We start from the raw sequence: 25,507 nt of genomic DNA, 5'->3' as shown, positions 1-25,507 counted from the left end.
AAATGCCTTGTGTAAAATGGCAGAGAGGAAGGGATTCGAACCCTCGAACGATTGCTCGTTACACGCGTTCCAGGCGTGCTCCTTCAACCACTCGGACACCTCTCTATCCTCTAAAAAAAATGCGATGATAGCAAAATTTTGTTAAAAATTTATGTTTTCTACGCTAGATTCTGCTATTTTCGCATATTTCGCAGAATCTACCCACAAAAACACCAATTTAAGCAAACTTTAATATTTTTTTAAGAAAACTTTAAGGGGGGGGGGCAGTTATAATTTTCTCTTTTTTAAATCAAATTTAGGGAGAAAAAAATGCAAGATTTGCTAGATTGTTTTAAGAAATCAGAGATAAAAAAGATGCTTAAATACGCCCCATTAGCCTTTATGGCGTATGGATTTGTGGGCTGTGGTGGAAGTTATGCTATCACCTATAATACTAGCCCAATAGGTGCAAATATTGTTTGTAGTGGCGTGGGTAAGGGGCTTTCGCCACTTACGCTATACTATGATAGAGATGGCATAAATGATGATGGATTTTTATATACTGAGCCTTGCAAAGCTGTGTATTCTAGCGGATATGAGGAATCTTTTAGCAATAAATGGAATACAAATCAATTCCCAAATGGTGTCCAGCAAACACTCACTAGACCGCAAGGCAAAGGCTATAAACAAGATGTAGCTTTTGGTATGGAACACCAAAGAACGCTAATTATGCAGCGACAAGCGGAAATGCAAATATTGTTACAGCAACAGCAAATACAGCAACAACAAATGCAATATCAAAATCAGCAAATGCAAAAATGGCTACCAAGACAACCCGTTACTTGTTTTACAACGGGCAATATAACAACTTGTCATTAGATTAAAAAGAGGCGATTATGAAAAAGATAATTTGCATATTGTTAGTTTTATTTGCTTTTAGTGGCGAATGCTTTGGCGTTGAGTATGCCTATGGGAGCAAAAGTAGCGGATTTTTTACAGGTGAGCAATCGGGCTGGATTGTAGGGGCTGGGCTTGGGATTGCAAATGTGAAGTATAAAGATTATGTCTATGAGCGATATAGCTATTATGGCAATCAAGCTTTCATTGAAACACTTGCAACAAATACCGATAAGGCAAATAGATTTCAAACGGAGCTACTAGCTGGAATGCAACTATTTTTCAGCGATAATTACGCAAATAGAATGTATTTCACATTTGCATATTTGCCAAATGATATGAGTTTTGGACTTAGCTATGACCCTATCGTAGTAAATTTTGTGAATAAAAGTCGCTTTAATATGGGATTTTATATCGGCGTTGCACTCGGTGGCGATATATTTTCAGTTAAACATATTGACAAAAAATCTGGCGATACAATAAAGAGCGTAGAGACAGGCGGTATGTATGTCTCGCCAAATCTTGGTTTAAGATTCGTTATAAGTAAAGTTCATCAGTTAGATTTATCGTTTCAATATAGATATATAGTGGTAATTGGCGATTACGAAAGCGATGTGGGGCGACAAACAATAGCTGGTTCATTGCGCTATATCTATAACTTTGCGTGGTAGATTTATTTAGGGGAGGTTAATTTATGCAAAAGATATTTTTAATAATTCTGTTTATAATATCATTTAGCTACGCTAAAACCATTGGCGATTCGACAACAATATTAACCGATGCTATGATAGATTGTTTTAATAAAGACCCAGCAAAAGGGTATTTGATATTTTCAATCCCTAATGTTTATGATTATAAATCTTTGGATATTTCTATGAAAATCGTAAGCGAGTATATGTTTCAAAATTGTCGTTATCAATCAAATATAATGGTAGATGAATTGGCTGAATGGGGCAATCAAAGTGATAGATATATTATTTATCTTTATGCAACAGGTAGAATGTTAAGAACTATTGCCGATAAATTAAGAGAAAAGGCTAATAGTTTTATTGAGTTAGGAAATAATTTATAGCGGAGGATAAAATGCTACGAATCTTACTTTTAGTGATATTTATGCTAAATGCGGCTATTGCAAGAGATGTTTATATCAAAGGCTACACGGACAAAAACGGCAGATATGTGCCACCGCATTATAGGACAAAGCCAAATAAATCACAAATGGATAATTACTCAACCAAAGGCAACACAAACCCATACACAGGCAAAAAAGGCACGATAGAACCATACAAAAAGCCAAAGAGCAATAAACAAAAGCGATATTTGGGCTTTTAGGGAGATTTATGCGCTAGATTCTGCGAAATCGCACGAAAAACGCAGAATCTGCCTAAAACTTCGTCATTGCGAGGCGTGGCAAAGCCACAACGAAGCGTCTGTGCGAAGCACCGACCCACACTTGCAAATCCATAATTTAAAAATATGGATTGCCACGAAGTCGCCCTTAAACGCGCGACTTCTCGCAATGACAACGGCAATCCCGCTAATTTCTCCGACTTTTCTTGCTAATATAAATATTGATTGATTCGACAGCCAGAGAAAACGCCATCGCAAAGTAAATGTAGCCCTTTGATATGTGAAAGTCAAACCCATCGGCAATCAGCGTCACGCCCACCAAAATCAAAAATGCCAGCGCGAGAACCTTAATGCTTGGATTGTCATCGACAAATCGCGCGATATATTTGCTTGCAAACATCATCACAAAAACCGCGATAATCACCGCTAAAATCATCACAGGCAAGTCCTTTGCCATCCCCACCGCCGTGATAACTGAATCAAGCGAAAACACAATATCCAAAATCGCGATTTGCACCAAAATCCCCGCAAAACTCGCCTTTTTGGCGGTGTCGAAATTATCGTGCGCTTCGCCTTGCGTTTGCGCGTGAATCTCGTGTGTGCTTTTCCAAATGAGAAACAACCCGCCACCGATTAAAATCAAATCTTTGCCCGAAATCTCATTGCCAAAGACGCTAAATAGCGGATTTACAAGCTTCATAATCCAAAAGATTGACGCAAGAAGGGCGATTCGCGTAATCATCGCTAGTGCAAGTCCCAAAATCCGCGCCCTATCCCGCTGCTCGCTAGGCAGGCGCGTAACCAAAATGGCGATAAAAATGATATTATCAATGCCAAGCACAATCTCTAAAAGCGTCAGCGTAACAAGCGCAATCCACGCTTCCGCCGAGAAAATCCAAGAGAAATCAAGTAATTCCATTTTTGTCCTTTTTTTAAAAATGCAGATTCTGCGATTTGGGGCAAGATTCTGCGAATCAAACAAAAACGCAGAATCTAAATGCAAAATTCGCAAAATTCGCAGAATCTGCCTCAAAATTCGTCATTGCGAGGCGATTCAACGAATCGCCGAAGCAATCCATAAGTTTCAAAAATATGGATTGCCACGAAGTCGCCCTAACGCGCGACTTCTCGCAATGACGAAAATTCGCCAAAATTCGCAGAATCTAATATGAAAAATCTGCCAAAATTCGCAGAATCTAATATGAAAAAACACAGATTCTGCGTTTAGATTCTGCGATTCTGCGAAATTCGCAGAATCTATCGCGAAAAATTGCCATTTTTTAGATTACCACGAAATCACTCAAAGAGACAATCGCGCCCCTCACAACCACCCCTTTTTTTTAAAATACACGATTGGCAAAATAGTCGAGATTATCATCACAAGCACGACTATCGGGTAGCTGTAAGTGAGTTTCAGCTCGGGCATATGCTCGAAATTCATCCCATAAATCGTCCCAATTAGCGTAGGTGGCATCATCGCAACGGTTACAACGGTGAAAAGTTTGATGATTTTGTTTTGCTCGATATTGATTTGTGAGGCAAAAAGCGCGTGGATATTATCTAGCGCATTCATATTCACCACGCAAAAGTCAATGAGCGAATTTAAGTCTTTAACAATCGTAGTGATATTGCGCTTGACATCGGCGTCTGGCTTGTTGCTTGACAAAAGCGCACTTAACGCACGCCGTTTGTCAAAGAGCGAATCGCGCAAACGCGTGCTGACATCTTGCAGATTTGAGAGAGAGCCTAGCACTTCGTTATAGTCGAATTGATTTTCAAAAACGCCTTTTCGCAGACTTCTAATATCACGCGTGAAATTCTCAATCATATCGGCGTCCTTTTCGATTCGCACTTCAAAGATTTTGGCAATCAAATCATATCCATCCTCAAAATTGCGCGGAGACGCCAAAACGCGCCTTTCAATGTCATCAAACACCTGAAATTCGCTGTAACGAATCGTAAAAAGCATATTTTTGCAAAGCAAAAAAGTAATCGTCTCATCGCGCGAATTGCCATCCAAATCGCCCTGCCCTAGCTTTACCAAAAAGCGCGTGTTTATGGTAATCGAATCCTTATCCTCCCAATACCTCGCCGATGATTCAATCTCTTCGCGCTCTTCTTTTGTAGGGATTGCAATGTCATAAATATTTGAAATCGCGCCAATTTCCTCAATGCTAGGATTTAGCAAGTCAAGCCAAAGGATATTTTTGCCCTCAATGTCCTCCATCGAATCATAAGTGTATTTTGAAACTAGCGAATTGCGCTTTGCAAAGATATTTATCATTTTTCGCCCCTTCGCAAAATTTAGTATGATTTGTCATATTGAGCGAAGCGAAATATCTCAAAAAATAGAGATTCTTCGCTATCGCTCAGAATGACAAAATGCAAAAATCTATTTTCTATCCAAAACTTCAAATGCGGGTAAAATTTTGCCCTCCAAAAGTTCAAGCGAAGCCCCGCCACCTGTGGAAATAAAGCTCATATTATCAATCTCACCCGCCTTATCCACAGCATCTGCCGTATCTCCACCGCCAATTAGGCTAAATGCGTAGGTATCGGCGATATAATGCGCTAGGTTAAAAGTCCCACGCGAAAATTGCGAAATCTCATAAATCCCAATCGGTCCATTCCAAATAATCGTCTCACTATCGCGAATCACCTCGCCAAATAGCTTAATACTCGCAGGTCCCGAATCTACTGCCATAAAATCTTCTGGTATGTCTTGTGCTGGGGTGATTTTGATATTTTTGTGCGTTTTTATATCATCGGTGCTGACAACATCGACAGGCAAGTAGATTTTTACGCCTTTTTCTTTGGCGTGGCGGAGGATTCGCCTTGCTTCTTCTAGTAAATTGTCCTCTGTGAAACTTTTTTGCATATCATAGCCTACGGCTTTTAAAAAAGTATTGCTCATCGCCCCGCCGATGATGATTCTATCTACCACTTCCAAAATATTATCTAGCAAAGTTAGTTTTGAGCTGACCTTAGAGCCGCCGACTATCAAAAGCACGGGGTGAAGCGGATTTGTGAGAGCCTTTGCAAATGAATCAATCTCTTTTTTTAGCAAAAGCCCTGCGACTTTTTCTTTTGCAAAGCTGGCGATTCCAAAAGTAGAGCTATGTTTGCGGTGGCTTGTGCCAAATGCGTCATTTACGAAAATATCGCAAATTGATGCAAGCTGTTTGCTTAAAAATTCCTCGTTTTTTTCCTCGCCCTCATAGTAGCGGATATTTTCTAGCAAAATCACTGATTTCATTTCAAGCGTGGCGATTATGCTTGGCACACTATCGATTCGCTCGGTAAATACGATGGATTTATCAAGCAATCGCTCCAATCGTTTTATGATATGTTTTAGCGAATACTTTGAATCCTTGCCCTTTGGACGCCCTAAATGGCTAACCAAAATGATATGCTTTGCGCCATTGTCAATGCAATAATTTATCGTAGGTATCGCCTCGCGAATCCTCTTGTCATCGGAGATATTAAAGTCCGCGTCCATCGGCACATTAAAATCCACGCGAATCAAAATCCGCTTATCCTTCACATCTATATCGCGCACGGATTTCACGCTTTGCATCATCTGTATATTTTTCATTTCTTCCCCTTTTTTAAAAATGTGAAATTTTATCTATTTTCTACTGATAAAATGCTTGTTTTTTTCACTAAAAATCGAACGATTATAAAAATCACTAGGCAGAGTGCGAAAAACGCGCTAATAATCGCACTTGGCATTATGATTTGCCCCCCCCCCCCTATTTGCAAATTTTTAATGGCGCAAAATAAAATATTTGTCGCAAATAGCGAGCTTGCCAAGCCAAAAAGCGAGTTATATTCTCTGCGCAAGGTAGATTTTAGCGAAAATGGCAGAGAGTTTTTGCTGTAACGCGCTAAATTTGGCAAAAAGCAGGGCGTAGAATCGCACCATTTTTGATATGCCTCGCCAAACTTTTTGCTTAAAAATGCCTCTTCTGCGTAGATGATTCGCTCATAATAAAGCCAAAATGCAAGACAAAATAACAAAGCAAAAATCCAATTACCAAGCATTAGCACAGGGGAGAGCATCATCAAAAAATTGCCAAAATAAAGCGGATTGCGACAGGTGGCATATAAACCGCTTGTGTTTAAAACCTCCGCTTTTTGCTCTTTTGTATTTCGCCCTGAAGTGTCCTTTGGCGCATATCCCACGACAAAAATGCGCCAAATCTGCCCCGCAAGTCCCACAAAAAGCGCGAAAATAATCAGCGCGTTATTATAAGATTTGCCATCAAAAAGTGGTAATTCAAAGCAAAAAATAACCGCCACAATAAAAGGCACAAGCACCAAAGGCAAGTAACTGCGCCACCGAAACAAAAAATCGCCTTCGTTTTTCAATCTATCTTTTAATTGCATTTTCTCTCCCCTTTTAATTTTGCGCTAGATTCTGCGAATCGCAGAATCTGCTTTAAAATTTGCCCTAGATTCTGCGTTTTTTACCAAAAATCACCCCTAGATTCTGCGAATTTTATGAAAATCGCAGAATCCAATCCGTCATTGCGAGACTTGCAAAGCAAGTCGTGGCAATCCACATTTTCGCCCTAGATTCTGCGAATCGCAGAATCTCGCAATGACAACGAAATAAAATTCGCCAAATCTCACAAACTCAATTTCAGCATAAAGCCAAATTTCGTTTCATTTGGCACAGATAGCTTCGCGCCGTGCGTGTTTATCAAATATAAATTTATCGCACTCCACTTGCTAAACCGCCAATCAAAATACAAATCCACTTCGCCTTGCGCGTTTCTAACACTCCCATTGCGCGAAAAATCGCCCCTAAAAAAATTATATCCATACGCCAAATAAATATCTAAAAAATCGACTTTAAAGCCCAATTTGCCATAGATTAAATGCACATCACGGGCATTTTCAAGCGCATTGCCACTGAAATAAAAAAATGGATTAAATGAATCTCCAAGCGTATTTAGCGAGCCAATGCCCGCTTCGCTATGAGTGTTTCGATACCCCGCAGTGGCGTAAAATAGCCCATATTGCGAATCATATCTCCCGCCAATATCCGCGTGAATCAAGTGACTTGTCGCAGAATCTCTAAATGCCGAGTATTTATCTTCAAATCCCCCGACAAATCCCGCATCCATCACAAAATACCGCGTTTCAATCTCCGCTTTACCCGCCACAAAGGCATAGATTCGTGGCGCGTAAAATCCATACGCCTTAAAGTGCAACCACTCCCACGCTTCAAAGGTTGCCCCCAAATAATATCCGCCACCATAGCCCGCATTTTTGCCATCATATCGCTTGAAGCTTTCAAATCCGCTTAACTCTCTATCCAAAACTCGCCCAAATTGATTGACATAAATCGCATCAATTAGTAGCCACCCCACGCTATTATTGCTAATCCACACGCCATCAAAGTGCTTATCAATCATATCGGTTTTACTCTCAATCCGCCCCGCTTTTATCGCTGTATCGCCATCAAAATACTCTAAATAACTCCGCGCAATCATCGCGATATTATTATCCCAAAAGTCCTTTGACGCGCTACCTTTGCCACCTTGCGTTTGAAAATTTCGACTTTGCTCCCAAAGTGGCAACGCCCCGCGAAATCCCAAATGCAATCTAAAATATCCATAAAAATCGCTTTTATAATAAAGTCCAAACGAAGTCGCCAAATATGAATCTGTCCGCTGTGATGAGTTCGCAAAGTCAAAGAGCAAGTTTATATCACCGCTTTTTTCTCCGCCTTTTAGGGCTTCGATAAATTTATTTTCGCTACTATCGCTAGCAGAATCTTCCGCATTTAACAGCGCAAACACCGCAAACACCGCAAGTAAAATCTTTTTCATCTCTCAATCCTTTCAAAACCAAATATTATCAAGCAATCGCACTTCGCTTATCTGCCCCGCTCTGTGTGCGCTAGGGACTGCCACACGCACCGCAAGAAGCAAAATTGTAGCATTTCTAAGTGCCTTTTTTGCTTTATGCAAATTAAAATCCACGATTTTGCAATAATCAATCGTTAGGCTTTCAATGTGTGAGAGCGCGATATTTTCTAGCACCTTTGAATCGCACTCGCCATTTTCATAAGCCACTCGCACAGCGTTAATCGCACTAGGGATTTTTAGGGCGTTTTGGTAAGAATTTGCATTTAAATATTTGTTGCGTGAGCTTAATGCCAAACCATTTTTATCTCTCACAATCTCGCAAGGCACGATATTTATAGGCATAAACAAATCGCTAACCATTTTTTTGATGATGAGAAGTTGCTGTGCGTCCTTTTGCCCAAAATACGCGCAATTTGGGCGAATGAGATTAAAAAATTTCATCACCACGCGAAGCACACCATTAAAATGCCCCGCACGAAGTCCGCCCTCAAAGGCGTTTGCCAGATTTTTGGGCGGGATTATGTTAGTTTCATTGCCACTATCATACATTTCAGCGATAGTGGGCAAAAACACCGCATCTACGCCGTTTTTCTCGCATAGCTCCAAATCCTGCGCTTCACTTCGCGGATATTTATCAAAGTCCTCATTTACCCCAAACTGCGCGGGATTTACGAAAATCGAAGCAATCGTTTTTTCATTATCGTGCTTACTTGCGCGAAATAGCGATAGATGCCCATCGTGCAACGCGCCCATCGTAGGGGCAAATCCAATCCGCTTATGCGCCAGATTCTTGCGCCACAAGCGCAAATCATTTTTTGTGCGTAAAATGTCCATTTTAATATTCTCCATTTTTATGATTTTGTATTTTTTGTAAGATATGTTTTGTAAGCAGTGCTGGGCTTTCGTGCGTGTAAATAGGACGCCCGATGACTAAAAAATCGCTTTTTTGATTTAGCGCAAAGGATAGCGTGGAGGCGCGATTTTGGTCATCTTTTTGTGATGGCAAATCTAGCGCAAAATCCGCGCCAAAATCATCAAAATCACTTTTCACAGGGCGAATCGCAGGTGTGAGCGTCAAAAGATTGAATTTTTCTTTGACAAGCGCACTCTCAAAAGGCGAACACACAATGCCATCGATTTTGCATTCCGCCGCGATTCGCGCAAGATTCGCCACGCCTTTTTCAATGTCGCAGTTATAAATCTCGCTAAATCCACCATTATCAAAGCTAGTAAGCGCGGTTACAGCAAAAATAAGGGGCGTATTTTTCGTGCTATGCGTAAATTTTGCAATCTCACTCATTACGATTCGCCCAGCTGATGCGTGAATCGTAACTATATCCACGCCCAAATCCGCTATTTCACGGAGCGAATCCATCATCGTATTTGGAATATCATAGAGTTTCAAATCCAAAAAAATCCTAAAATTTAAACTTTGCATTTCTCTTACAAACGCCACGCCATCGCGGATAAAGCTACGAAGCCCGATTTTTAGGTAGAGATTTTGCAAATCGCTTTGCGTGAGAGTTTGCGCTAGATTCGCACAGAGTGCCATATTTTGCGCTTTTGTCGGCATATCAAGGGCGATGATTAGGCTAGGCATTTGCGTCCTTTATTTGTTGTCATTGCGAAACTTGCGAGTGCAAGGCGGGCAATCTAAATTTTGCAAAACTAAAACGCAATTTTAGCAAAATTTGAATTTAGAATGGGATAGATTCTGCGATTAAGACAACCACTCTTTGTGCGAAAATGCCAAATTCATTTTCCTTGTCAGCGATTTTGGATACGAGTATTTTTGGCGATGAGTGCGCTCCGCTATACACTCTCTTGGCGGTGTAGATTCTGCGAAATTCGTATCAGATTCTGCATTTCGCAGAATCTAAATCAGTTTTTTTATTCAACTTGCCTTTTTAGCCATTCTAATGCGTGTCCTTTTAGGTGTGGGGATAGGGCGGTGAAAACTTTGGCATTGTAGTCCTTTAACCACGCAGATTCTGCGCTATCTAGCATTTCAAAGTTGATTAAGTCCTTTTCAAACGGGCAAAGTGTGAGCGTCTCAAAGCGCAAAAACTCGCCAAACTCCGTGCTTTTATCACTCACAATCGCCACCAAATTTTCTAGTCGAATGCCCCATTTGCCCTCGCGATAAATGCCCGGCTCAATCGATGTAACCATCCCCACCTGCGCGATATTCTCCGCATTTGGCGGGGCAAAATGCGAAATTGCCACCGGCGCTTCGTGGACATTTAGAAAATATCCCACGCCGTGCCCCGTGCCGTGCATATATTCGATACCTTCACGCCACAAAGGCGCGCGTGCAAGGCAGTCAAGCAAAGGCAAAGCAATCTTTGGTGTGAAAACTGCGCGAGACAAAGCGATAAGCGATTTTAAAACAAGCGTATAATCGCGCTTTTGCGCTTCGCTCACACGCCCCACGCCCACCACACGGGTGATATCGCTCGTCCCATTTTGATACTGCGCCCCTGAATCAATCAGTAGCAATCCATCGCCAGAAATCTCGCTGTGATTGTCCTGCGTGGCGCGGTAGTGGGGCAGTGCGCCATTTGCATTAAACCCTGCAATCGTGGCAAATGAGTTGCCTACAAAAAGCGGATTTTTCGCGCGAAATGCGGTGATTTGCGTATCGATGTCTAATTCTGTGAGATTTATGGAGTCTATTTTGTCATTCTGAGCGAGTGAAGTGAGCGAAGAATCTCTGCTATTTTTGAGATTTTTCGGTCGCTTTGCTCCCTCAAAATGACAAGTGATTTTTGATTTTATCCACACTTCAAGCCACGCGAAAAACTCGCACAACGCCACGCCATCGCTTATCATCGCATTTTTTATGTGCGCTAATTCAGCTTCATTTTTCATCGCCTTTAAAGTCGTGCTTGGATTTGTGCGCTTGATAATCTTATTTTGCCCTGCTTTAAGCACTTTTGCGATATAAATGCTCGTTTTTCTCGCGTCTAGCAACACTTTTGCATTTTTGATTTTGCAAAGTGCGGATTTGGCGCGATTATATTCGCAAATCGTAAAACCTTGCTTTTTTAGATTCTGCGATAATTTGGGGGCGAGATTTTGCGCAAATAGCACCGCCTCCGCCTTTGATATTAGCAAAAAGCTCATAAACACGGGATTATACTCGATATCGCTCCCGCGCAAGTTCGTAATCCACGCAATATCATCAAGCGCACTTATGAAGTGGCAATCCGCGCCAAACTCCGCCATTTTCGCGCGAATCTGCGCTAATTTTTCGCTAGATTCTGCGCCGATGAATTCGCGCTCTTGCGGATAAATCGCATTGCAAGGCAAGGGCGGACGCTCCCAAATTTCGCTTACCAAATCACAAAATCTAATCTTTGCGCCTTTTAGCGCGGTTTTCAACTCTTTGTGTGCGGAGATTGAGAGCGTCTTTGCATTTATCCCCACGCAATCGCCTTTTTTCACAACGCCACGCAAAAATTCTGCATAATTTGGCGACTTATGCAAAGCAATGCCACTGCCTTCTAACTCGCGCTGTGCTTGGATAAAGTAGCGTCCATCGGTGCATAAGTGCGCCTTTTTTGGCAAGATAATGAGCGTCCCAGCCGACCCGCTAAATCCGCTCATAAACTCCCTATCTTTAAAGCAGGCAGGCAAATATTCGTTGTTATGAATGTCGTTGCTTGGGATTATAAATGCGTTTAGATTCTGCGAAGTCATCAATTTTCGCAAGGATTTTAGGCGAGATTCAATCATTTTGCAAGTCTCTTAACAAATATTTTGATACCAAACATAACCCCCGCCACGATAAATAGCACCCACGCACACTGCGCAAATAAATCGGGCAGTGCGTGAATATTATCGCTATGGACGCCCCCGCCGATAAGTCCAGCGATGACATTGCCAAGTGCCGAGCTGATAAACCAAAGTGCCATCACAGATGAGCGAATGACATTTGGCGCAAGCTTCGTCATAATCGATAGCCCCACAGGCGAGAGACACAGCTCACCCATCGTTAAAAACCACATACTTATCACAATCCACCACATTGAGACGCTTTGCCCGCTTGCAATCACCGCCTTTGACGCAAAAATCATTATGGCAAATCCCACCCCAGCGCAGATAATCCCAAGTGCAAATTTCGTGATAGAGCTTAGCTCACAGCCCCGCCTTGCCAAAAATACCCAAAGCATACTCATTAGCGGGGCAAATGCGATGATAAAAAGCGGATTTAGCGACTGCGACCACGCGGCAGGGACTTCGTAGCCAAAAATGACTCGATTTGTGAAATCGTGGGCGAAGAGATTAAATGAAGTCGGCTGCTGCTCAAATGCCGACCAAAAGAACGCCGATGCGAGATATAAAATCGCTAGTAAAATAAGATTTTTCTTCTCTGCCTTGTTTAAGTTACATAAAAAATAAAGGTAAAAAAAGTAAAGCCCTGACGCCACTGCGATGATTAAAATCATATTTTTTGATAGCGAAATGGGATTTATCTCCAAAATCCCACTTGCCACAAGCAAAAATGCCCCCGCAAAAATCACAATAAACCCAAAAATAAAAGGCAACGCGAATCTATGTCGAATCGGCGGTGCTTCGATACTATGCTCAAAGCCGACTTTTTTATCAAACTCGCTAAAATCTTTTAGCGTTTTAAAATAAAAAATCACTAGCGAAATCAGCATACCAATCCCGCCCACGCCAAATCCCAAGTGCCACCCAATCTCTTTTTGCGCTAGTCCGCAAAGTAGTGGCGCGACAAATGCGCCCAAATTTATCCCCATATAAAAAATCGTAAATCCGCTATCCCGCCGTGCGTCGCCATCTTTGTAAAGCATACCCACCATCACACTCGCGCAAGTCTTAAACAACCCAGAGCCGATGGCAATAAAGCAAAGTCCTAAAAAGAACGCAATTTGCGTGAAATACGACAGCGCGATAAATAAATGCCCAAGTGCCATAATCACCGCGCCAACGAGCACCGCCCGTTTTTGTCCAAAAAAGTTATCCGCAAGCCATCCGCCCGGTAGCGTGGCAAGATACACGCACCCGCCATAAATCCCGACAATCGCAGAAGCACTCTCACGCGCAATCCCAAGTCCGCCATCCATAATCGCCGCTGCCATAAAAAGCACAAGAAGCGGACGAATCCCATAAAATGAAAATCGCTCCCACACCTCCGTCATCGATAGCGAAAAAAGTGGCTTTGGATGCCCGATAAACGCAGAATCTAATGGGTTTTTTGAGTTTTTTGCCGAATCGTTTGTTGCGTTATTTTTTGCTGAATCGTTTTTTGTCGAATCGTTTTTTATTGAGTTGCCTTTTGCCATCGAAAAATCCTTATAATTTTACAAATTTTAAAAGCGATATTTTAGCGACAAAATACGCCACATTGCAAACAAAGCAATGAAAATTTACGATATTTTTGCAAAAATTACGCAAAGATTCTGCGAAATTTCGCAGAATCTAAAATATGATTTAAATCGCAGAATCTAGCACGATTTTGGCAGAGATTCTGCGAATTTTGGCTAAAATTGCAACTTTTAATTTTATAATAAAAAGGAAATATTTATGCAAAACAATCCCAAAATCGGAGTCGTGATACCCATCTACAATGTCGCGCCGTATTTGCGTGAGTGCTTGGATTCGGTAATCGCACAAACTTATGGCAATTTTGAAGTGTGTTTGATAAATGACGGCAGCACGGATATTTTGGAGGGCGAATCTAAAAGTGAATCTCTAAAAATTGCATTAGAATATGTCGCAAAAGATGAGCGATTCGTGCTGATTGACAAGGCAAATGGAGGATTAAGTAGCGCAAGAAATGCGGGGATTGATTATTTTGGTGGCAATTTTAACGAATCGTCATTGCGAGGCAGTGGCGAAGCCACAACGAAGCAATCCAAAAATAATCGTCATACTGAGCGTAGCGAAGTATCCAAACCACGCGAATCTAATAAAATAGCTGAATCAATGACAGAAAAAAGAATCGATAAATCAGATTCGCCTTTGCAACATTGCGATTCATATAGTTTAGATTCGCGTGATTTGGATGGTTGCTTCACTGCGTTCGCAAATCCTGTGGATTGCTTCGGCGATAAATCGCCTCGCAATGACGAATCTTGTTCCCCCTCCCTTGCAGAGGGGGCTAGGGGGTGGGTAATTTCCCCACAAATGACTTTTTACACCCACCCAAATCACACGAATCTAACCCCACCCAAAATCGACTACATTATATTTTTAGATTCCGATGATTTTTGGGAGGCGGATTTATTAGAAAAATGCGTAGATGATATGAAAAATGCGGATGTTATGATATTTGACATCGATACTATTTATGATGGTCTGCCCCCCCCCAACAGCAAAATCGCATAAAAACAGAAATCGAGCATTACAACTACGCCCACCCCACGCAACTAACCACGCCACAATGGTTACAGAAAATCAAATCACTGCGATTTGAGTGGTTTTGCTTTGGACCGGTGGGGATTGTAGATTTTCACTTCCTTAAACGCATAAAACTTAAATTTTATGAGGGCATCATCCACGAAGACCACCTTTTTGGCAAACTACTTTTAGCGCAGAGCAAAAGCATTATAATTTCTCCAAAGAAACTCTACAAACGCCGTGTGCGCATTGGTAGCACGATGACTTTTAAGAGCAATCCCAAACGCAAGCTTCCTGCATTTATCAATGATTTAAATGCGACTTTTAGTAATGTGGATTTGGCGTGGGAGTATTTTCGTGCGTATAGCTGGTGTGTGATGGCGCAGGAATTTATAAAATTTATCGAAACTTATGAAAATAAAGAAATTTGCCAAAATTTTAAAGAGCGATTTTTGAGGCATTTGCTTGGCGAATCTTGCAATATTATGAATTTCAAAAGTGACCCATATAAAATGCAAGGCGATTTTTTGGCGATGGCGGGGCGATTTGGTGGTAAATATTTGCCAAAAAGCAAAAGGCGATATGCCTATTACAACTCGCCTATTTTGTGGAGAAACTATGGTATTTACACAATGCTAAGTGCGATAAAATGGAGAATAAAAAAGATTTGGAAATCGTAGGGGGTTTTAGATTTTTGTAGATGGCGAGATCTGCGATTTTCGTGCGAAGCACAGAATCTAAACACAGATTCTGCGAAATTCTCACGATTCGCCCATCATTTTTTTGACTAATTTCTTTGCTTTGCTGTCCTGCGTGCTTGCCGATGAGTTGTAAAGCAAATTGATATATTTTTCGTATTCATCTTGCGAATTTAGCGCGTTTTCGCCATCTTTTGGCGATAATTTTATGTATTCGCCATCCGCCCCTAACTCGTGCGCTTGGCAGTTATCGGCGATTTGCGCTTTTAAAATTTCTAGCAATTTTTCAGCGATATTTTTATTTTTCACAGGCGTCATAATTTCCACTCGTTTTTCCAAATTTCGTGGCATCAAATCCGCACTAGCAAAGTAAATCTGCGGGTTTGCGTGTTTGAAATAATAGATTCGCGCGTGCTCCAAATACTTGCCGATGATTGACACCACGCGGATATTGTCGCTAACGCCTTGTAGTCGCGGGATTAGACAGCAGATTCCTCGCACTATCATATCGATTTTTACTCCCGCCTTACTTGCCGCATAGAGTGCCTCAATGACATCGACATCGACTACGGCGTTTGCTTTTAGGATAATGTAGCCATCCTTGCCCTTTTTTGCCTCATCTTTGATTAGCTCTAAAATTTTGGGCTTAATCTGCGTAGGTGCGACAAATAGCGAATCTAGGCGCGCTTGGTGCGAATATCCTGTGGATAGCGTGTGAAAGAGTTTGATAGCGTCATTTGTGATGCCAGAATCTGCGGTAAAAAAGCTAATATCAGTGTAGATTTTCGCGGTGGCTGGGTTGTAATTGCCCGTTGAGAGATGGACATATTTTTTAAATTCGCCACCGATTTTTTTCACTACAAGCGCGATTTTGGCGTGAACTTTTAAGCCCGGGATTCCATAAATCACATGCGCCCCTGCGGTTTCTAACGCCTTTGCCCAATAGAGATTGTTTTCTTCATCAAAGCGCGCTTTTAGCTCCACTAGGACGCTAACTTGTTTATTGTTTTCCGCTGCTTGTGCGAGTGCTTTGACAATGGGCGAATTTTTCCCCACGCGGTAGAGCGTCATACGAATGCTATACACATCTGGGTCGTTTGCCGCGCTTTGTATGAAATTTACCACAGGGTCGAAGCTTTGATATGGGTGATACATCGCAATGTCGCCTGAATCGATACTTTTAAAAATGTCGATTGTGTTATTTAGTGGTGGGAGCGTTTTTGCGTTGAAATTTGGCAATCTTAAATGCGCGAATCGATTCGCCCCTACAATCTGCCACAACGCGCTTAGATTTAAAGGTATTTTATAGCTATAAATGTCATCTTTATCGATTTTGATATGCTCAGAGATAAAATTCACCAAACTATTATCCTCTGTTTCGCCTATTTCTAAGCGGACAATTTCGCCTTTTCTGCGCGATTTTAGCCCCTCTGTCATAATCTCCAAAAAGTCATCGGCTTCCTCTTCCTCAATCTCCATATCCGCATTTCGCGTAACTCTAAATGAAGTGTAGCTCAAAACTTCGCAACCTTCAAAAATATCGCCGATAAATTCGCCCACAACCATTTCAATCGGCACATAAATGCCCTCAGTTACTTCGATGAATCGCGGGAGCATTCGTGAGATTCGCACCATTCCAAATTTGGTTTTGTTTTTGTTTGTGGTGTCTTTTAGCTTAATTGCCATTCCAAATGATAGATTGTTGAAATGCGGAAATGGGTGCGTTGAATCCACGATGATTGGGACGATTATAGGATACAAATCGCTAAAAAAGAACTCTTTTAGGTGCTTTTTTTGGCTCTCATTTAGTTGTGAAAATGATTTGATAAACAAATGCTCTTTTTCAGCCTCTTTGCGAATCTCTTCAAACAACGCCTCTAATCGCTCTTGCTCTTTGTGGATATAGCTACGAATCGCAATTAGTTGCTCACGCGGCGTGAGTTTATCCGCACCACAATCTGTAATCCCCGCTAAATAAAGCCGTTTTAGCCCCGCCACGCGCACCATATAAAATTCATCTAAATTCGTGCCATAAATGGCGATAAATTTTAGTCGCTCAAAAAGCGGGATTTTTTTGTTGCTTGCTTCATTTAGCACACGGGTATTGAATCGCAACCACGACAACTCACGGTTAAAAAATAATTTTTTCATACTTTTTTCCTCCAAAATTTAAAGTTGCAAATTATACTATTTTTTATCAAGCATTTTGCATAGCATATCAATAACGCTAATAATCTCGCGGCGTGGGGACTTACCATTTAGCTTTTTATGATAAATGTGATAAAAAATCATCGTTTCAATAATATAATCCACCAAAATGCTAATGTCCTTTGTGATTTTGATATTATAGTAGCGAATCTGCTGATGAATGAGCGTTTTGCGGGATTTGATGATTTCATTATGAATATTCTTAAACGCCTTCAACTTGCCAATATCGCTACTCTCAAAGAAAAAGTAAATGGTAAAATTCTCAACCGCCTTTAACTCTTTCTCCAATTTCTCATTTTCATACAGCTCAAACATAAAGTGCAATCGCTCTTTTAGCGTGGGGAGCGTTGCAATGTGCTTGCTTATCTCCGCCTCTTTTTTGCGAATCTCAGGTATCATCACCTCATAAAGCAACTCATCTTTATCTTTGAAATGATAATAAAACACACCCTTTGAAATGCCTATATATCGCAGAATCGCGCATAAACTAATGCTTTTCAAAACGCCAAGCGATTTTAGATATTTGCGCGTTTTCTCGATAATCTGCTCTTTTGTGACTTTTGCCATTTTTGCCCCCATAATCAAATCATAGATTTTAGCAGATTCTGCGAAAAAATGGATTAAAAAGTTGTGATTTTAGGTGGATTTGGTGTGAATTTTGCGTGAATTTGGTGGCAGATTCTGCGATTTTTGCGCGAGATTCTGCGTTTAGATTCTGCGAATTTTGCGCGAAACGCAGAATCTAATCAAACAATACAAAATTCGCAGAATTTGCGATTTGTTTGCGGAGGGCAAATCCAAAATTCTCCCCCTCCCTTGCGGAGGGGGATTAAGGGGGTGGGTAAAATAATCCGTCATTGCGAGGCACGAAGTGCCGAAGCAATCCACACCTTTTTTTGTCATTGCGAGTCCTTGCGATAGCAAGGCGAAGCAATTCGTAGAATTGGATAAAGAAACTTCGGCTTTGCCTTGTTTTGCGAGCGAAGTGAAGCAACCATCCAAATCACGCGAATCTAAAAGGCAAAACGAATCAATGACTTAAAATTGAATCAATAAATTGCATTTAGATTCGCCCAAAGTAAGAGATTTGCAAGTGATTCACAAGTCGCATTAGTGGATTGCTTCGTTGTTTTCGCTTCGCTCAAACTGCCTCGCAATGACGAAAAATACGCGAGATTCTGCGTTCAGATTCTGCGAATTTTGCGTAAGATTCTGCGTTTTTTATGTGAATCGCAGAATCTAATCAAACAATACAAAAAACGCAGAATCTAATATGATTTTCGCAGAATCTATCCCACCACCTTTTCGCATCGCTCACAGATTCCGCCCTCAATCTCTGCCAAATATCGCCAACAGCGTTCGCATTTATGTGCGGTGGCTTTGGCGATTTTCACACACACGCCATCGATTTCAATGCTAAAAAGCGGATTTTCTACGCATTTTTTCGCGCCACTTACGATTAAGAGATTTGCCAAAATTTCGCTATCAATCTGCGCACTAGATTCTACGCTGATTTCTAACTCTAACGCGGATTTGATGACTTTGTCTTTTTTAAGTTTATCGATTTCTATGCCAAAGGATTCGCGGATTTTTAGCAAAAGCGCGAAGTCCGCACTCAAAGCATACGATTCAAAGGCATCATCATATTTGCAATCAAACACACTTTGCAAATCGCCTTTTAATGCGGGATTTGCGCACTCAATCGCTTCATTTATCGTGTAAGTCAGCACGGGCGCAAAAAACGCAAATAATTTTTGCGCGATGATACAAAGCGCACTTTGAATCCCCACACGCGCCTTTGATTCGCGCCCATCGCAGTATAAAATGTCCTTTGTCAAATCAAAATAAATCCCGCTTAATTCATTTGCCACAAAGCTCATAACCACGCTAAAAGCCTTTGAAAACTCATACTCGCTAAAAAGCGCGTTTGCACAAGTTAGCGTCTTTTGCGCTTCATTTAAAATCCACTTGTCAATTTCGCCAAGCGCGTTTAAATCGATTTGCGCCAAATCATTTGTATTTGCAAGGATAAAGCGCAGTGAATTGCGAATCTTGCGATACTGCTCGGCGATTTGCTTCAAAATATTTTTAGAGATTTTCAAATCGCCTTGATAATCGCTCAACGCCACCCACAAGCGCAAAATCTCGCTACCATATTCTTTTAGCACCGATTCAGGGGCGACTACATTGCCCTTTGATTTGCTCATCTTTTCGCCATTGTCATCAACGGTGAATCCGTGCGTCAAAATGCTCTTAAATGGGGCTTTGTGATTGATGGCGCACGATATTAGCAAAGAGCTTTGAAACCACCCTCTATGCTGGTCGCTCCCCTCCAAATACATATCCGCTGGGTAGCCTCCCGCATTGTATTTTGGCGGTGGCGGATTTGTGCTCTCAGTCTCATTTGCCCCGCTCAAAACCGCGCTCCAAGTGCTTCCGCTATCAAACCACACATCTAAAATATTGTCGCATTTTTCTAGCTCATCTGCCCTATCACGCAAAAGTGGCGGGAGCAAATCCACGACTTTTTTGCTCCACCAAATATCGCAACCCTCCCGTTCAAAAGATTCGGCTAAAAATGTAAGGATTCGCGAATCTAGCACGATTTCGCCACTTTTTTTATCCCTAAAAAATGCTAGTGGCACACCCCAATCTCTCTGCCTAGAAATGCACCAATCGGGGCGATTTTCAATCATCGACTTTAAGCGATTGTAGCCAGACTTTGGATAAAAGGCGATTTTTTCGATTTCATCTAATGCGATTTGGCGCAGAGTTTTGCCCGAAAAAAACGGCTTATCCATCAAAATAAACCACTGCTTTGTTGCGCGGTAAATCACAGGCTCGTGCGAACGCCAACAATGCGGATATGAATGCGTGATTTTTGTGTGTTTTAGCAGGTTTTCGCCAAGCAATTCTAAAATTTTTGGTTGCGCTTTAAAAATGTGCATCCCCACAAAATCATTTGCAACTTCTGCCCTTAAAAGCCCAAGATTCGCCAAAGATTCATCAAAGCAACCCCTATCATCGACAGGCATTAGCACTTCTTCAATGCCAAATTTGCGACATACAAAATAGTCATCTTCGCCGTGTCCGGGCGCAGAATGCACTAGTCCGCTACCATTATCCATAAGCACGTGTTCGCCAAAGATGATTTTGGATGTCCGCCCATTTAGCGGATTTATCGCGCTTGTATCGCTTAAAAAATCCGCTTCAAATTCTCTCACAATTTTGCCCTTTGTAATGCCCTCGCTCACCATATTTTCTACCAATTTTTTAGCAAAAATGTAGCCCTCACTTGTGAGCGCGTAAGTCTCATTTGGATTTAGCGCGATTGCTTGATTTGCAGGGAGCGTCCAAGGCGTAGTTGTCCAAATCACAGCCTTTGCATTTGGCGCACCCAACTTATCTTTCGCGCTATCACTCATCTCAAACGCCACGAAAATTGAATCAGAGACTTTGTCCTTATACTCGACTTCTGCGTCCGCTAACGCCGTTTTACACGCCCAACTCCAATAAATAGGCTTACTTCGCTCACTCAAAAGCCCCTGCCTTGCAATCGCACAAAGACAGCGATAAATGTCCGCCTCAAAGGCAAAATCCATCGTTTTATATGGATTTTTAAAGTCCCCCAAAACGCCAAAATTTTGAAATTCATCGCTTTGAAGGCTCACAAATTTTTTGGCGTGTTCCCTGCAAAGGGCGCGAATCTCTTTTTTTGGCAACGAATCTTTTTTGTCCTTGCCAAGTGCCACTTCGACTTGCTGCTCAATCGGCAATCCGTGGCAATCCCAGCCCGGCGTGTAAAAAACGCGTTCTCCTTGAAAATAATGATATTTCACCACAATGTCTTTTAAAATCTTATTTAGCGCGTGTCCTATGTGTAAATGCCCATTTGCATATGGCGGTCCATCGTGGAGCGTGAAAGATTTTGGCGAATTTGTGGTAGATTCTGCGTTTTTTGCGGGAGATTCTGCGTTTTTGGTGGCAGATTCTGCGTTTTCGCGCTTTTGTGCCATAAATGCAAACGAATCATTTTCGCGCCATTTTGCATAGATTTTTGGCTCATTTGTGGGGAGATTGCCTCTCATTGCAAAGGGTGATTCGGCTAAATTTAGCGTGTCTTTGTAGTTTTTTTGCTCGGTTTTTTCCATAAAATGCCTTTAAAATTTGGGATTAAAAAAGATTGAAATTTTAGCGAAAAATTTTTAATATGCTATAATTGCCCCCAAAATGGCGTTAATATTTCGTAAAAAAGGGCAAAAATGACAATTTTACTTCATAGAGCGATAAAAATCGGTGATAATGTCGTGGCGATTCGCGCAATTTACGCAATTAAGGCACTTTTCCCAAGCGCGAATCTAATCGTAGCGACAAACAATATCGGTGCGAATCTCTACGCAAACCTCCCATTTATCGACACTCTGCTAAATGTGGAGGCAAATCCAAACGCGATTTATGATATCCCAAATATCGATTTTTTTATCATCACACACCGAAACACCGCAAATATCGCCATCGCCAAAGCCACAAACGCAAAGAAAATCATCATTCGCGCACATTTATTGACTTTGCTATCCCCGCGCTTTATAAACGACTATAATTTTTCTACCAAAATGCGCCCCGAAAGTGATAATCTACTGCGCCTTGTGCGACTAATCGACAAACGCGCATTTGATAGCAAAATCAAAAGCGTGGATTTTAGTGGGGCAAAGTTGCGATTCACGCGACAAAATAGCGATTTTGTGGAGAAATTTTTAGCGCAAGTGTGGCAAAATCAAATGCGCCAAAATGCAAATGGGGGGGGGCAAAATAAGAATGTTGCAAATGTTAGTGAGCGTGATTTACGCGAATCTTGCGAATCGTGCAAACCAAACGAATCTTATAAATCGCACGAATCTAGCAAATCTCACAAATCCCGCAAACTCATCGGCGTAAATTTCTTTGGCTCGGGCGGTGTGGGATATTTTTCACTTGAATCGTGGCGTGAGATTGTCGAATCGTTGGCAGGTGAATTTAGCGATTTTGATTTTGTAGTGCTTTGTCCGCCAAATGCGCATTTAGAGCCATTTATTGCGCCAAATGTGGCGATTTTTAAAAATAACGCAGATTTGCTAAATATCATAGCGATGACGGCGCATTGCAACGCGTTAATTAGCGTGGATACGGGCAATGTGCATATTGCCGATAATCTGCAAGTGCCTACGCTTGGCATTTACACGCGCAAAATGTTAAAGCGGTGGCGTGGCGGGACTTATGGTGGGCGATTTTTGCCGTTTGTAATGCCATTTCACAGCGATGAAAATGACGCAATTTACAAGCAAAAACTTTTGATATTTTTAAAGGGGCATTTAGATTTGTAAGGTTTTGAATTTGGGGGCAAAAAATGGAGTAAAAAAGTCGGCAAAACAAAGATTCGCCACGATTTTTGGCTTCGCAAGCGAATCTTAAAGGCATTTAGCTTAATTGCGCTTTTAGCATCCAAATCTCTTTTTCTAACTTCGCAACAACGCCATTTGCGTAATCCGCACTTGGCGTATCGCCCGCCTTTTCGCCCGCCTCTGCGAGGTTTTTAAACGCCTCCAAAAAGTATTCAAAGTCCGCCAAAATGATTTTTAGCACTTCCTCGCCACGAAAATCGCTTTTGCTCTCCTCTTTGATTTTCGCAGTTTTCAGCGCAGAATCTAGCGTCACAAGCGGTTTTCCGCCAATTTGCAAAATCCGCTCCGCCACCGCATCAAAAATCTCCGCAAATTCATCATAAATCCGCTCCGTGCTCTCGTGTATGGGCTTAAAAAGCGTCCCCTTCACATTCCAATGCAGGTTGTGCAACTTCATAAAAAACACAATGCTATCGCTCTGAATTTGCCTTAAAATCTCTATCATTTTTCATCCTTTAAGTTAAAATTTAGCTACCAAATAATAATTTTTATTATTTAGGTGCAGAAAAATGGTAGCATAAAAATTTAAATTTTGATTTTCAATCATCAAAAATAGCAAATTTTCGCAGAATCTACGCAAAAATCTTGCATTTTGGTAACATTGTGTTTGCAATAAAGTTACATTGTATTTTTTAAAAGCAAGGTGCTATGAAGCCTATTGTTAAACAATATCAAGGCAAAAAACGCAAAGCAAACCTAAATATATCTTTGGCGAAGTTATCGCAAATACGGCGCAATCTCTCACAAATCCACCCCAAAATCTTACGCCTTTGATAGCAACTTTAACCCCACTACGCCTATGAGTATGAGTGCAAGGCAGAGGATTTTTAGCGCGCTTGGTGCGCTAATGCAGAGCTTTGGGGAGGGCGGATTTGTGTGGTTCTATATCGCAAACTTGGTGTTTCTCATCGCCTTTGCGGTAAATAAAGCGCGATAGGGTTTAAGATTTAAGTATAAAATTTAAAATTTCAATCACATCGTGCTTATGATTTTGGCTTAAAATGCCAAAAATTTGAAGCATTTTTAGAAAAATGTGGATATTGTTTTGATTGATTTCCAAAAAGCCCATTTCTTTGCTATTTATGCATCTACCTAAAAAATCGCTGTTGCCATTTGCGTTTTTTAGCAAATATACAGGAAAGCAAAAATATAGCATTGCCTGAATCCCTACTGCCCTTTGTTTTTCGCGCACGACAATTTCGCTTAAAAATTCATCATTTTCAAATTTATGCACAAGCAATGGATAAGAAATTTGCGATTCCAAAAAATCCATATTTGCAATCTTTCGTGGCACAAAATTAGAACGCATTATTTTCATCACATTTTCGATGAGTTCGCTATTTTGCTCCACATTGTCTTTTAGCGCAAGTAAATCGCTTTTTTTAATTACACCATTTTGGTAAAATTTTTGCACAATTTGGCTTAATTCAAAAAGATTTTTAGGCTTACCATTTGCGCCCATAAAGTGAAAATCATCTTTTGCCACCACTTCATCATAGCCAATTTGCCACTCTATGTAGTGTTTAATGGTTATGCGTGTTTTTGTCGGTGCTATGGGCAAACCATAGTCGCTAAATGTGTTGCGCTCTTTGATGCGTACTTTCCCAGCTACTGCCGTTAATGGCAATGCGTAATTTACGCTAAAATCTCTCATTTATCCACCTTAAATTTCTCAAATAATCTCTCAAAATATGCTTGAATCTTAGATTCATCAAATGGCTTTTGATAAAACCACGCCAAAAATTCATTTTCGATTTTCAAAAACGCTTCATTGTAGATAAAAATATCCAAATTTCCCAAAAAATAGGGCAGATTCGCGCAATATTTTTTGAAAAAATGGATATAAATGTAATATTTGAGATTTTCGCTAAAAACCTTTATCGCGTTTGCGCTTTGGCTTGGCAAAAAAGTTTTGTTGCGTTTAAGTGCGTTAATATCACGCAGCGTGTAAAAAAACGCCACCGCATTGCGTTTATCGCGTGGATTTGGATATTTGCTGACATAATTTGTGATAAAATCAAAATCTTTTAGGCAAAAATGCTGATTTTCTATCGTTTGAAAATGATAATTTTGGATAAAACTAAAATCCATTCCCGCCGAATCTTGCCTATACAGCGCGATGATGATAGGGAAAAATCCGCTTGAATGTGGCGTAAAAAATTGCGATGAAACAATCACACTATCAAGTAACAAATAATGCGCTCTAAATTCGCGCAGTGCGTCAAAATTCGCCTTTTTGATAAGATATGAAAGCGGGTGTAAAACGCACACAAATTTAGGGCGCAAAAGCGCGTAAGAGCGCAAAAACGAAATGCCTAAATCCCTGTGTTTTAGCGCACTATCGCACTCAAAAATAGGCTTTTTGATTCGCGCTTGAAGTTGCGAAGTTTTGTCGTTATAGGGTGGATTGCCGATGATTATGAGATTTTCAGTTTCGCTAATGCCAAATTTTGCCCTGCAAACGCCTTCAAGCGAATTTGTGTGAATTGTGGTGGAGTTTTGCACTTTTTGCAAGGCGATTTTGTCAATATCTGCGCCGATATATCGTAAATTTTGCGTGAAAAAGTCTCCATATCCGCAAGAAGTATCCAAAAAAGTGTATTGATTTAAATGTGAAATATGCTTTTGCATTAGCGCGTAAGCCTTTGCCACAAGCACCTTTGGTGTATAAAAACTGCCAAGATTTATA

At 41.1% G+C, this 25,507-nt stretch carries 29 protein-coding genes, 1 tRNA gene and 1 pseudogene; 12 read left to right on the top strand and 19 right to left on the bottom strand.

Annotated elements, in window-relative coordinates:
• Positions 1 to 17: 17 nt before the first annotated feature.
• Positions 18 to 105, bottom strand: a tRNA-Ser gene (locus tag ACWIUD_RS01570).
• A 204-nt stretch (positions 106 to 309) separates the two neighbouring features.
• Between ACWIUD_RS01570 and ACWIUD_RS01565 the strand changes: the two genes are divergently transcribed.
• The 4 genes from ACWIUD_RS01565 to ACWIUD_RS01550 are packed head-to-tail and all read left to right on the top strand — an operon-like array spanning position 310 to position 2,208.
• Positions 310 to 858 (top strand): hypothetical protein, encoded by a 549-nt coding sequence (locus tag ACWIUD_RS01565; protein ID WP_454146025.1) that lies wholly within the window; start codon positions 310 to 312, stop codon positions 856 to 858.
• Positions 859 to 875: 17 nt separating this feature from the next.
• Positions 876 to 1,547: a hypothetical protein gene (locus tag ACWIUD_RS01560; protein WP_454146023.1), complete on the top strand. Its 672-nt coding sequence runs from the start codon at positions 876 to 878 to the stop codon at positions 1,545 to 1,547.
• A 23-nt stretch (positions 1,548 to 1,570) separates the two neighbouring features.
• Positions 1,571 to 1,948 (top strand): hypothetical protein, encoded by a 378-nt coding sequence (locus tag ACWIUD_RS01555; RefSeq protein ID WP_454146021.1) that lies wholly within the window; start codon positions 1,571 to 1,573, stop codon positions 1,946 to 1,948.
• 11 nt (positions 1,949 to 1,959) lie between these two features.
• Complete coding sequence (locus tag ACWIUD_RS01550; protein WP_454146019.1) at positions 1,960 to 2,208, top strand: hypothetical protein; 249 nt, start codon at positions 1,960 to 1,962, stop codon at positions 2,206 to 2,208.
• Here the strand turns inward: ACWIUD_RS01550 and ACWIUD_RS01545 are convergent.
• Together ACWIUD_RS01545 and ACWIUD_RS01540 are read right to left on the bottom strand one after the other, a co-directional pair.
• Positions 2,205 to 2,402 carry a hypothetical protein gene (locus ACWIUD_RS01545; RefSeq protein ID WP_454146017.1) on the bottom strand — a complete coding sequence of 66 codons (198 nt, stop codon included), beginning with the start codon at positions 2,400 to 2,402 and terminating at the stop codon, positions 2,205 to 2,207. The two genes, ACWIUD_RS01550 and ACWIUD_RS01545, sit on opposite strands and share 4 nt — an antisense overlap.
• An 11-nt stretch (positions 2,403 to 2,413) precedes the next feature.
• Complete coding sequence (locus ACWIUD_RS01540) at positions 2,414 to 3,145, bottom strand: TerC family protein (protein ID WP_454146015.1); 732 nt, start codon at positions 3,143 to 3,145, stop codon at positions 2,414 to 2,416.
• A gap of 35 nt (positions 3,146 to 3,180) precedes the next feature.
• Here ACWIUD_RS01540 and ACWIUD_RS01535 point away from each other — a divergent pair, with 35 nt between their 5' ends.
• Positions 3,181 to 3,363: a hypothetical protein gene (locus ACWIUD_RS01535; RefSeq protein ID WP_454146013.1), complete on the top strand. Its 183-nt coding sequence runs from the start codon at positions 3,181 to 3,183 to the stop codon at positions 3,361 to 3,363.
• Between the two features lie 184 nt (positions 3,364 to 3,547).
• Here the strand turns inward: ACWIUD_RS01535 and corA are convergent, their stop codons facing one another.
• The 3 genes from corA to ACWIUD_RS01520 all read right to left on the bottom strand — a co-directional run bounded on the left by corA (position 3,548) and on the right by ACWIUD_RS01520 (position 6,615).
• On the bottom strand, positions 3,548 to 4,510 hold the full coding sequence (corA, locus tag ACWIUD_RS01530; RefSeq protein WP_454146011.1) for a magnesium/cobalt transporter CorA: 963 nt from the start codon (positions 4,508 to 4,510) through the stop codon (positions 3,548 to 3,550).
• A gap of 108 nt (positions 4,511 to 4,618) precedes the next feature.
• On the bottom strand, positions 4,619 to 5,821 hold the full coding sequence (locus ACWIUD_RS01525) for a phosphoglycerate kinase (RefSeq protein ID WP_454136875.1): 1,203 nt from the start codon (positions 5,819 to 5,821) through the stop codon (positions 4,619 to 4,621).
• A gap of 29 nt (positions 5,822 to 5,850) precedes the next feature.
• Positions 5,851 to 6,615, bottom strand: coding sequence for a methyltransferase family protein (locus ACWIUD_RS01520; protein WP_454146009.1), 765 nt, complete (start codon positions 6,613 to 6,615; stop codon positions 5,851 to 5,853).
• Between ACWIUD_RS01520 and ACWIUD_RS01515 the strand changes: the two genes are divergently transcribed.
• Positions 6,610 to 6,804 carry a hypothetical protein gene (locus ACWIUD_RS01515; protein ID WP_454146007.1) on the top strand — a complete coding sequence of 65 codons (195 nt, stop codon included), beginning with the start codon at positions 6,610 to 6,612 and terminating at the stop codon, positions 6,802 to 6,804. The genes ACWIUD_RS01520 and ACWIUD_RS01515 overlap by 6 nt on opposite strands.
• A 53-nt stretch (positions 6,805 to 6,857) precedes the next feature.
• On the opposite strand, the gene ACWIUD_RS01510 is transcribed toward ACWIUD_RS01515, so the two are convergent.
• The 6 genes from ACWIUD_RS01510 to ACWIUD_RS01485 form a co-directional block, all read right to left on the bottom strand.
• Positions 6,858 to 8,066 (bottom strand): hypothetical protein, encoded by a 1,209-nt coding sequence (locus ACWIUD_RS01510; RefSeq protein ID WP_454146005.1) that lies wholly within the window; start codon positions 8,064 to 8,066, stop codon positions 6,858 to 6,860.
• Between the two features lie 12 nt (positions 8,067 to 8,078).
• Positions 8,079 to 8,939, bottom strand: a complete 861-nt coding sequence (gene panC, locus ACWIUD_RS01505) for a pantoate--beta-alanine ligase (protein WP_454146004.1) — start codon at positions 8,937 to 8,939, stop codon at positions 8,079 to 8,081.
• A gap of 1 nt (position 8,940) precedes the next feature.
• On the bottom strand, positions 8,941 to 9,705 hold the full coding sequence (gene pyrF, locus ACWIUD_RS01500; protein ID WP_454146002.1) for an orotidine-5'-phosphate decarboxylase: 765 nt from the start codon (positions 9,703 to 9,705) through the stop codon (positions 8,941 to 8,943).
• 97 nt (positions 9,706 to 9,802) lie between these two features.
• On the bottom strand, positions 9,803 to 9,925 hold the full coding sequence (locus ACWIUD_RS01495; protein ID WP_454146000.1) for a hypothetical protein: 123 nt from the start codon (positions 9,923 to 9,925) through the stop codon (positions 9,803 to 9,805).
• A 70-nt stretch (positions 9,926 to 9,995) separates the two neighbouring features.
• Entirely contained in the window at positions 9,996 to 11,843 is a 1,848-nt protein-coding gene (locus ACWIUD_RS01490) for an aminopeptidase P family protein (RefSeq protein WP_454145998.1), read from the bottom strand.
• Positions 11,840 to 13,417 carry a peptide MFS transporter gene (locus ACWIUD_RS01485; protein ID WP_454145996.1) on the bottom strand — a complete coding sequence of 526 codons (1,578 nt, stop codon included), beginning with the start codon at positions 13,415 to 13,417 and terminating at the stop codon, positions 11,840 to 11,842. The genes ACWIUD_RS01490 and ACWIUD_RS01485 overlap by 4 nt, the downstream gene beginning before the upstream one ends.
• A gap of 241 nt (positions 13,418 to 13,658) precedes the next feature.
• Between ACWIUD_RS01485 and ACWIUD_RS01480 the strand changes: the two are divergent.
• Together ACWIUD_RS01480 and ACWIUD_RS01475 are read left to right on the top strand one after the other, a co-directional pair.
• Positions 13,659 to 13,943: pseudogene (locus tag ACWIUD_RS01480) on the top strand (glycosyltransferase family 2 protein); the annotation flags it as partial.
• A 626-nt stretch (positions 13,944 to 14,569) separates the two neighbouring features.
• Entirely contained in the window at positions 14,570 to 15,154 is a 585-nt protein-coding gene (locus tag ACWIUD_RS01475) for a hypothetical protein (protein ID WP_454145994.1), read from the top strand.
• Positions 15,155 to 15,235: 81 nt separating this feature from the next.
• Here ACWIUD_RS01475 and ACWIUD_RS01470 read toward each other — a convergent pair whose 3' ends face one another.
• The 3 genes from ACWIUD_RS01470 to ACWIUD_RS01460 all read right to left on the bottom strand — a co-directional run bounded on the left by ACWIUD_RS01470 (position 15,236) and on the right by ACWIUD_RS01460 (position 18,283).
• Positions 15,236 to 17,323 (bottom strand): RNA degradosome polyphosphate kinase, encoded by a 2,088-nt coding sequence (locus ACWIUD_RS01470; protein WP_454145992.1) that lies wholly within the window; start codon positions 17,321 to 17,323, stop codon positions 15,236 to 15,238.
• Positions 17,324 to 17,359: 36 nt separating this feature from the next.
• Complete coding sequence (locus ACWIUD_RS01465; RefSeq protein WP_454136863.1) at positions 17,360 to 17,947, bottom strand: TetR/AcrR family transcriptional regulator; 588 nt, start codon at positions 17,945 to 17,947, stop codon at positions 17,360 to 17,362.
• Positions 17,948 to 18,088: 141 nt separating this feature from the next.
• Positions 18,089 to 18,283, bottom strand: a complete 195-nt coding sequence (locus ACWIUD_RS01460; protein WP_454145990.1) for a hypothetical protein — start codon at positions 18,281 to 18,283, stop codon at positions 18,089 to 18,091.
• A 210-nt stretch (positions 18,284 to 18,493) separates the two neighbouring features.
• Here ACWIUD_RS01460 and ACWIUD_RS01455 point away from each other — a divergent pair, with 210 nt between their 5' ends.
• Entirely contained in the window at positions 18,494 to 18,652 is a 159-nt protein-coding gene (locus ACWIUD_RS01455) for a hypothetical protein (RefSeq protein ID WP_454145988.1), read from the top strand.
• Positions 18,653 to 18,669: 17 nt separating this feature from the next.
• Here the strand turns inward: ACWIUD_RS01455 and ileS are convergent, their stop codons facing one another.
• Entirely contained in the window at positions 18,670 to 21,531 is a 2,862-nt protein-coding gene (gene ileS / locus ACWIUD_RS01450; protein WP_454145986.1) for an isoleucine--tRNA ligase, read from the bottom strand.
• A gap of 111 nt (positions 21,532 to 21,642) precedes the next feature.
• Here ileS and ACWIUD_RS01445 point away from each other — a divergent pair, with 111 nt between their 5' ends.
• Positions 21,643 to 22,740, top strand: coding sequence for a glycosyltransferase family 9 protein (locus tag ACWIUD_RS01445; RefSeq protein WP_454145984.1), 1,098 nt, complete (start codon positions 21,643 to 21,645; stop codon positions 22,738 to 22,740).
• A 94-nt stretch (positions 22,741 to 22,834) separates the two neighbouring features.
• On the opposite strand, the gene ACWIUD_RS01440 is transcribed toward ACWIUD_RS01445, so the two are convergent.
• Positions 22,835 to 23,263: a Dps family protein gene (locus ACWIUD_RS01440; protein ID WP_454145982.1), complete on the bottom strand. Its 429-nt coding sequence runs from the start codon at positions 23,261 to 23,263 to the stop codon at positions 22,835 to 22,837.
• 203 nt (positions 23,264 to 23,466) lie between these two features.
• On the opposite strand from ACWIUD_RS01440, the gene ACWIUD_RS01435 reads away from it, so the two are divergent.
• Both ACWIUD_RS01435 and ACWIUD_RS01430 read left to right on the top strand, forming a co-directional pair.
• The gene (locus ACWIUD_RS01435; RefSeq protein ID WP_454145980.1) at positions 23,467 to 23,592 is read left to right on the top strand and encodes a hypothetical protein; all 126 of its coding nucleotides are present in this window, start codon (positions 23,467 to 23,469) and stop codon (positions 23,590 to 23,592) included.
• 31 nt (positions 23,593 to 23,623) lie between these two features.
• A complete protein-coding gene (locus tag ACWIUD_RS01430) occupies positions 23,624 to 23,755 on the top strand; it encodes a hypothetical protein (RefSeq protein ID WP_454145978.1) in 132 nt (43 codons plus the stop codon).
• 3 nt (positions 23,756 to 23,758) lie between these two features.
• Here the strand turns inward: ACWIUD_RS01430 and ACWIUD_RS01425 are convergent, their stop codons facing one another.
• On the bottom strand, positions 23,759 to 24,472 hold the full coding sequence (locus tag ACWIUD_RS01425; RefSeq protein WP_454145976.1) for a R.Pab1 family restriction endonuclease: 714 nt from the start codon (positions 24,470 to 24,472) through the stop codon (positions 23,759 to 23,761).
• Positions 24,469 to 25,506 (bottom strand): hypothetical protein, encoded by a 1,038-nt coding sequence (locus tag ACWIUD_RS01420; protein ID WP_454146364.1) that lies wholly within the window; start codon positions 25,504 to 25,506, stop codon positions 24,469 to 24,471. Before ACWIUD_RS01420 ends, ACWIUD_RS01425 begins: the two co-directional genes overlap by 4 nt.
• Between the last annotated feature and the right edge of the window lies 1 nt (position 25,507).

This window comes from Helicobacter sp. 23-1044, assembly GCF_053654695.1.
This window is presented reverse-complemented; position numbering and strand designations above follow the sequence as displayed.

Bases quoted from the DNA above. Each gene is read 5' to 3' on its own strand.
- ACWIUD_RS01565 (WP_454146025.1), top strand. From the start codon at position 310: ATGCAAGATTTGCTAGATTGTTTTAAGAAATCAGAGATAAAAAAGATG.
- ACWIUD_RS01560 (WP_454146023.1), top strand. From the start codon at position 876: ATGAAAAAGATAATTTGCATATTGTTAGTTTTATTTGCTTTTAGTGGC.
- ACWIUD_RS01555 (WP_454146021.1), top strand. From the start codon at position 1,571: ATGCAAAAGATATTTTTAATAATTCTGTTTATAATATCATTTAGCTAC.
- ACWIUD_RS01550 (WP_454146019.1), top strand. From the start codon at position 1,960: ATGCTACGAATCTTACTTTTAGTGATATTTATGCTAAATGCGGCTATT.
- ACWIUD_RS01540 (WP_454146015.1), bottom strand. From the start codon at position 3,145: ATGGAATTACTTGATTTCTCTTGGATTTTCTCGGCGGAAGCGTGGATT.
- corA (WP_454146011.1), bottom strand. From the start codon at position 4,510: ATGATAAATATCTTTGCAAAGCGCAATTCGCTAGTTTCAAAATACACT.
- ACWIUD_RS01525 (WP_454136875.1), bottom strand. From the start codon at position 5,821: ATGAAAAATATACAGATGATGCAAAGCGTGAAATCCGTGCGCGATATA.
- ACWIUD_RS01520 (WP_454146009.1), bottom strand. From the start codon at position 6,615: ATGCAATTAAAAGATAGATTGAAAAACGAAGGCGATTTTTTGTTTCGG.
- ACWIUD_RS01510 (WP_454146005.1), bottom strand. From the start codon at position 8,066: ATGAAAAAGATTTTACTTGCGGTGTTTGCGGTGTTTGCGCTGTTAAAT.
- panC (WP_454146004.1), bottom strand. From the start codon at position 8,939: ATGGACATTTTACGCACAAAAAATGATTTGCGCTTGTGGCGCAAGAAT.
- pyrF (WP_454146002.1), bottom strand. From the start codon at position 9,705: ATGCCTAGCCTAATCATCGCCCTTGATATGCCGACAAAAGCGCAAAAT.
- ACWIUD_RS01490 (WP_454145998.1), bottom strand. From the start codon at position 11,843: ATGATTGAATCTCGCCTAAAATCCTTGCGAAAATTGATGACTTCGCAG.
- ACWIUD_RS01485 (WP_454145996.1), bottom strand. From the start codon at position 13,417: ATGGCAAAAGGCAACTCAATAAAAAACGATTCGACAAAAAACGATTCA.
- ACWIUD_RS01470 (WP_454145992.1), bottom strand. From the start codon at position 17,323: ATGAAAAAATTATTTTTTAACCGTGAGTTGTCGTGGTTGCGATTCAAT.
- ACWIUD_RS01465 (WP_454136863.1), bottom strand. From the start codon at position 17,947: ATGGCAAAAGTCACAAAAGAGCAGATTATCGAGAAAACGCGCAAATAT.
- ACWIUD_RS01460 (WP_454145990.1), bottom strand. From the start codon at position 18,283: ATGACAAAAAAAGGTGTGGATTGCTTCGGCACTTCGTGCCTCGCAATG.
- ileS (WP_454145986.1), bottom strand. From the start codon at position 21,531: ATGGAAAAAACCGAGCAAAAAAACTACAAAGACACGCTAAATTTAGCC.
- ACWIUD_RS01445 (WP_454145984.1), top strand. From the start codon at position 21,643: ATGACAATTTTACTTCATAGAGCGATAAAAATCGGTGATAATGTCGTG.
- ACWIUD_RS01440 (WP_454145982.1), bottom strand. From the start codon at position 23,263: ATGATAGAGATTTTAAGGCAAATTCAGAGCGATAGCATTGTGTTTTTT.
- ACWIUD_RS01435 (WP_454145980.1), top strand. From the start codon at position 23,467: ATGAAGCCTATTGTTAAACAATATCAAGGCAAAAAACGCAAAGCAAAC.
- ACWIUD_RS01430 (WP_454145978.1), top strand. From the start codon at position 23,624: ATGAGTGCAAGGCAGAGGATTTTTAGCGCGCTTGGTGCGCTAATGCAG.
- ACWIUD_RS01425 (WP_454145976.1), bottom strand. From the start codon at position 24,472: ATGAGAGATTTTAGCGTAAATTACGCATTGCCATTAACGGCAGTAGCT.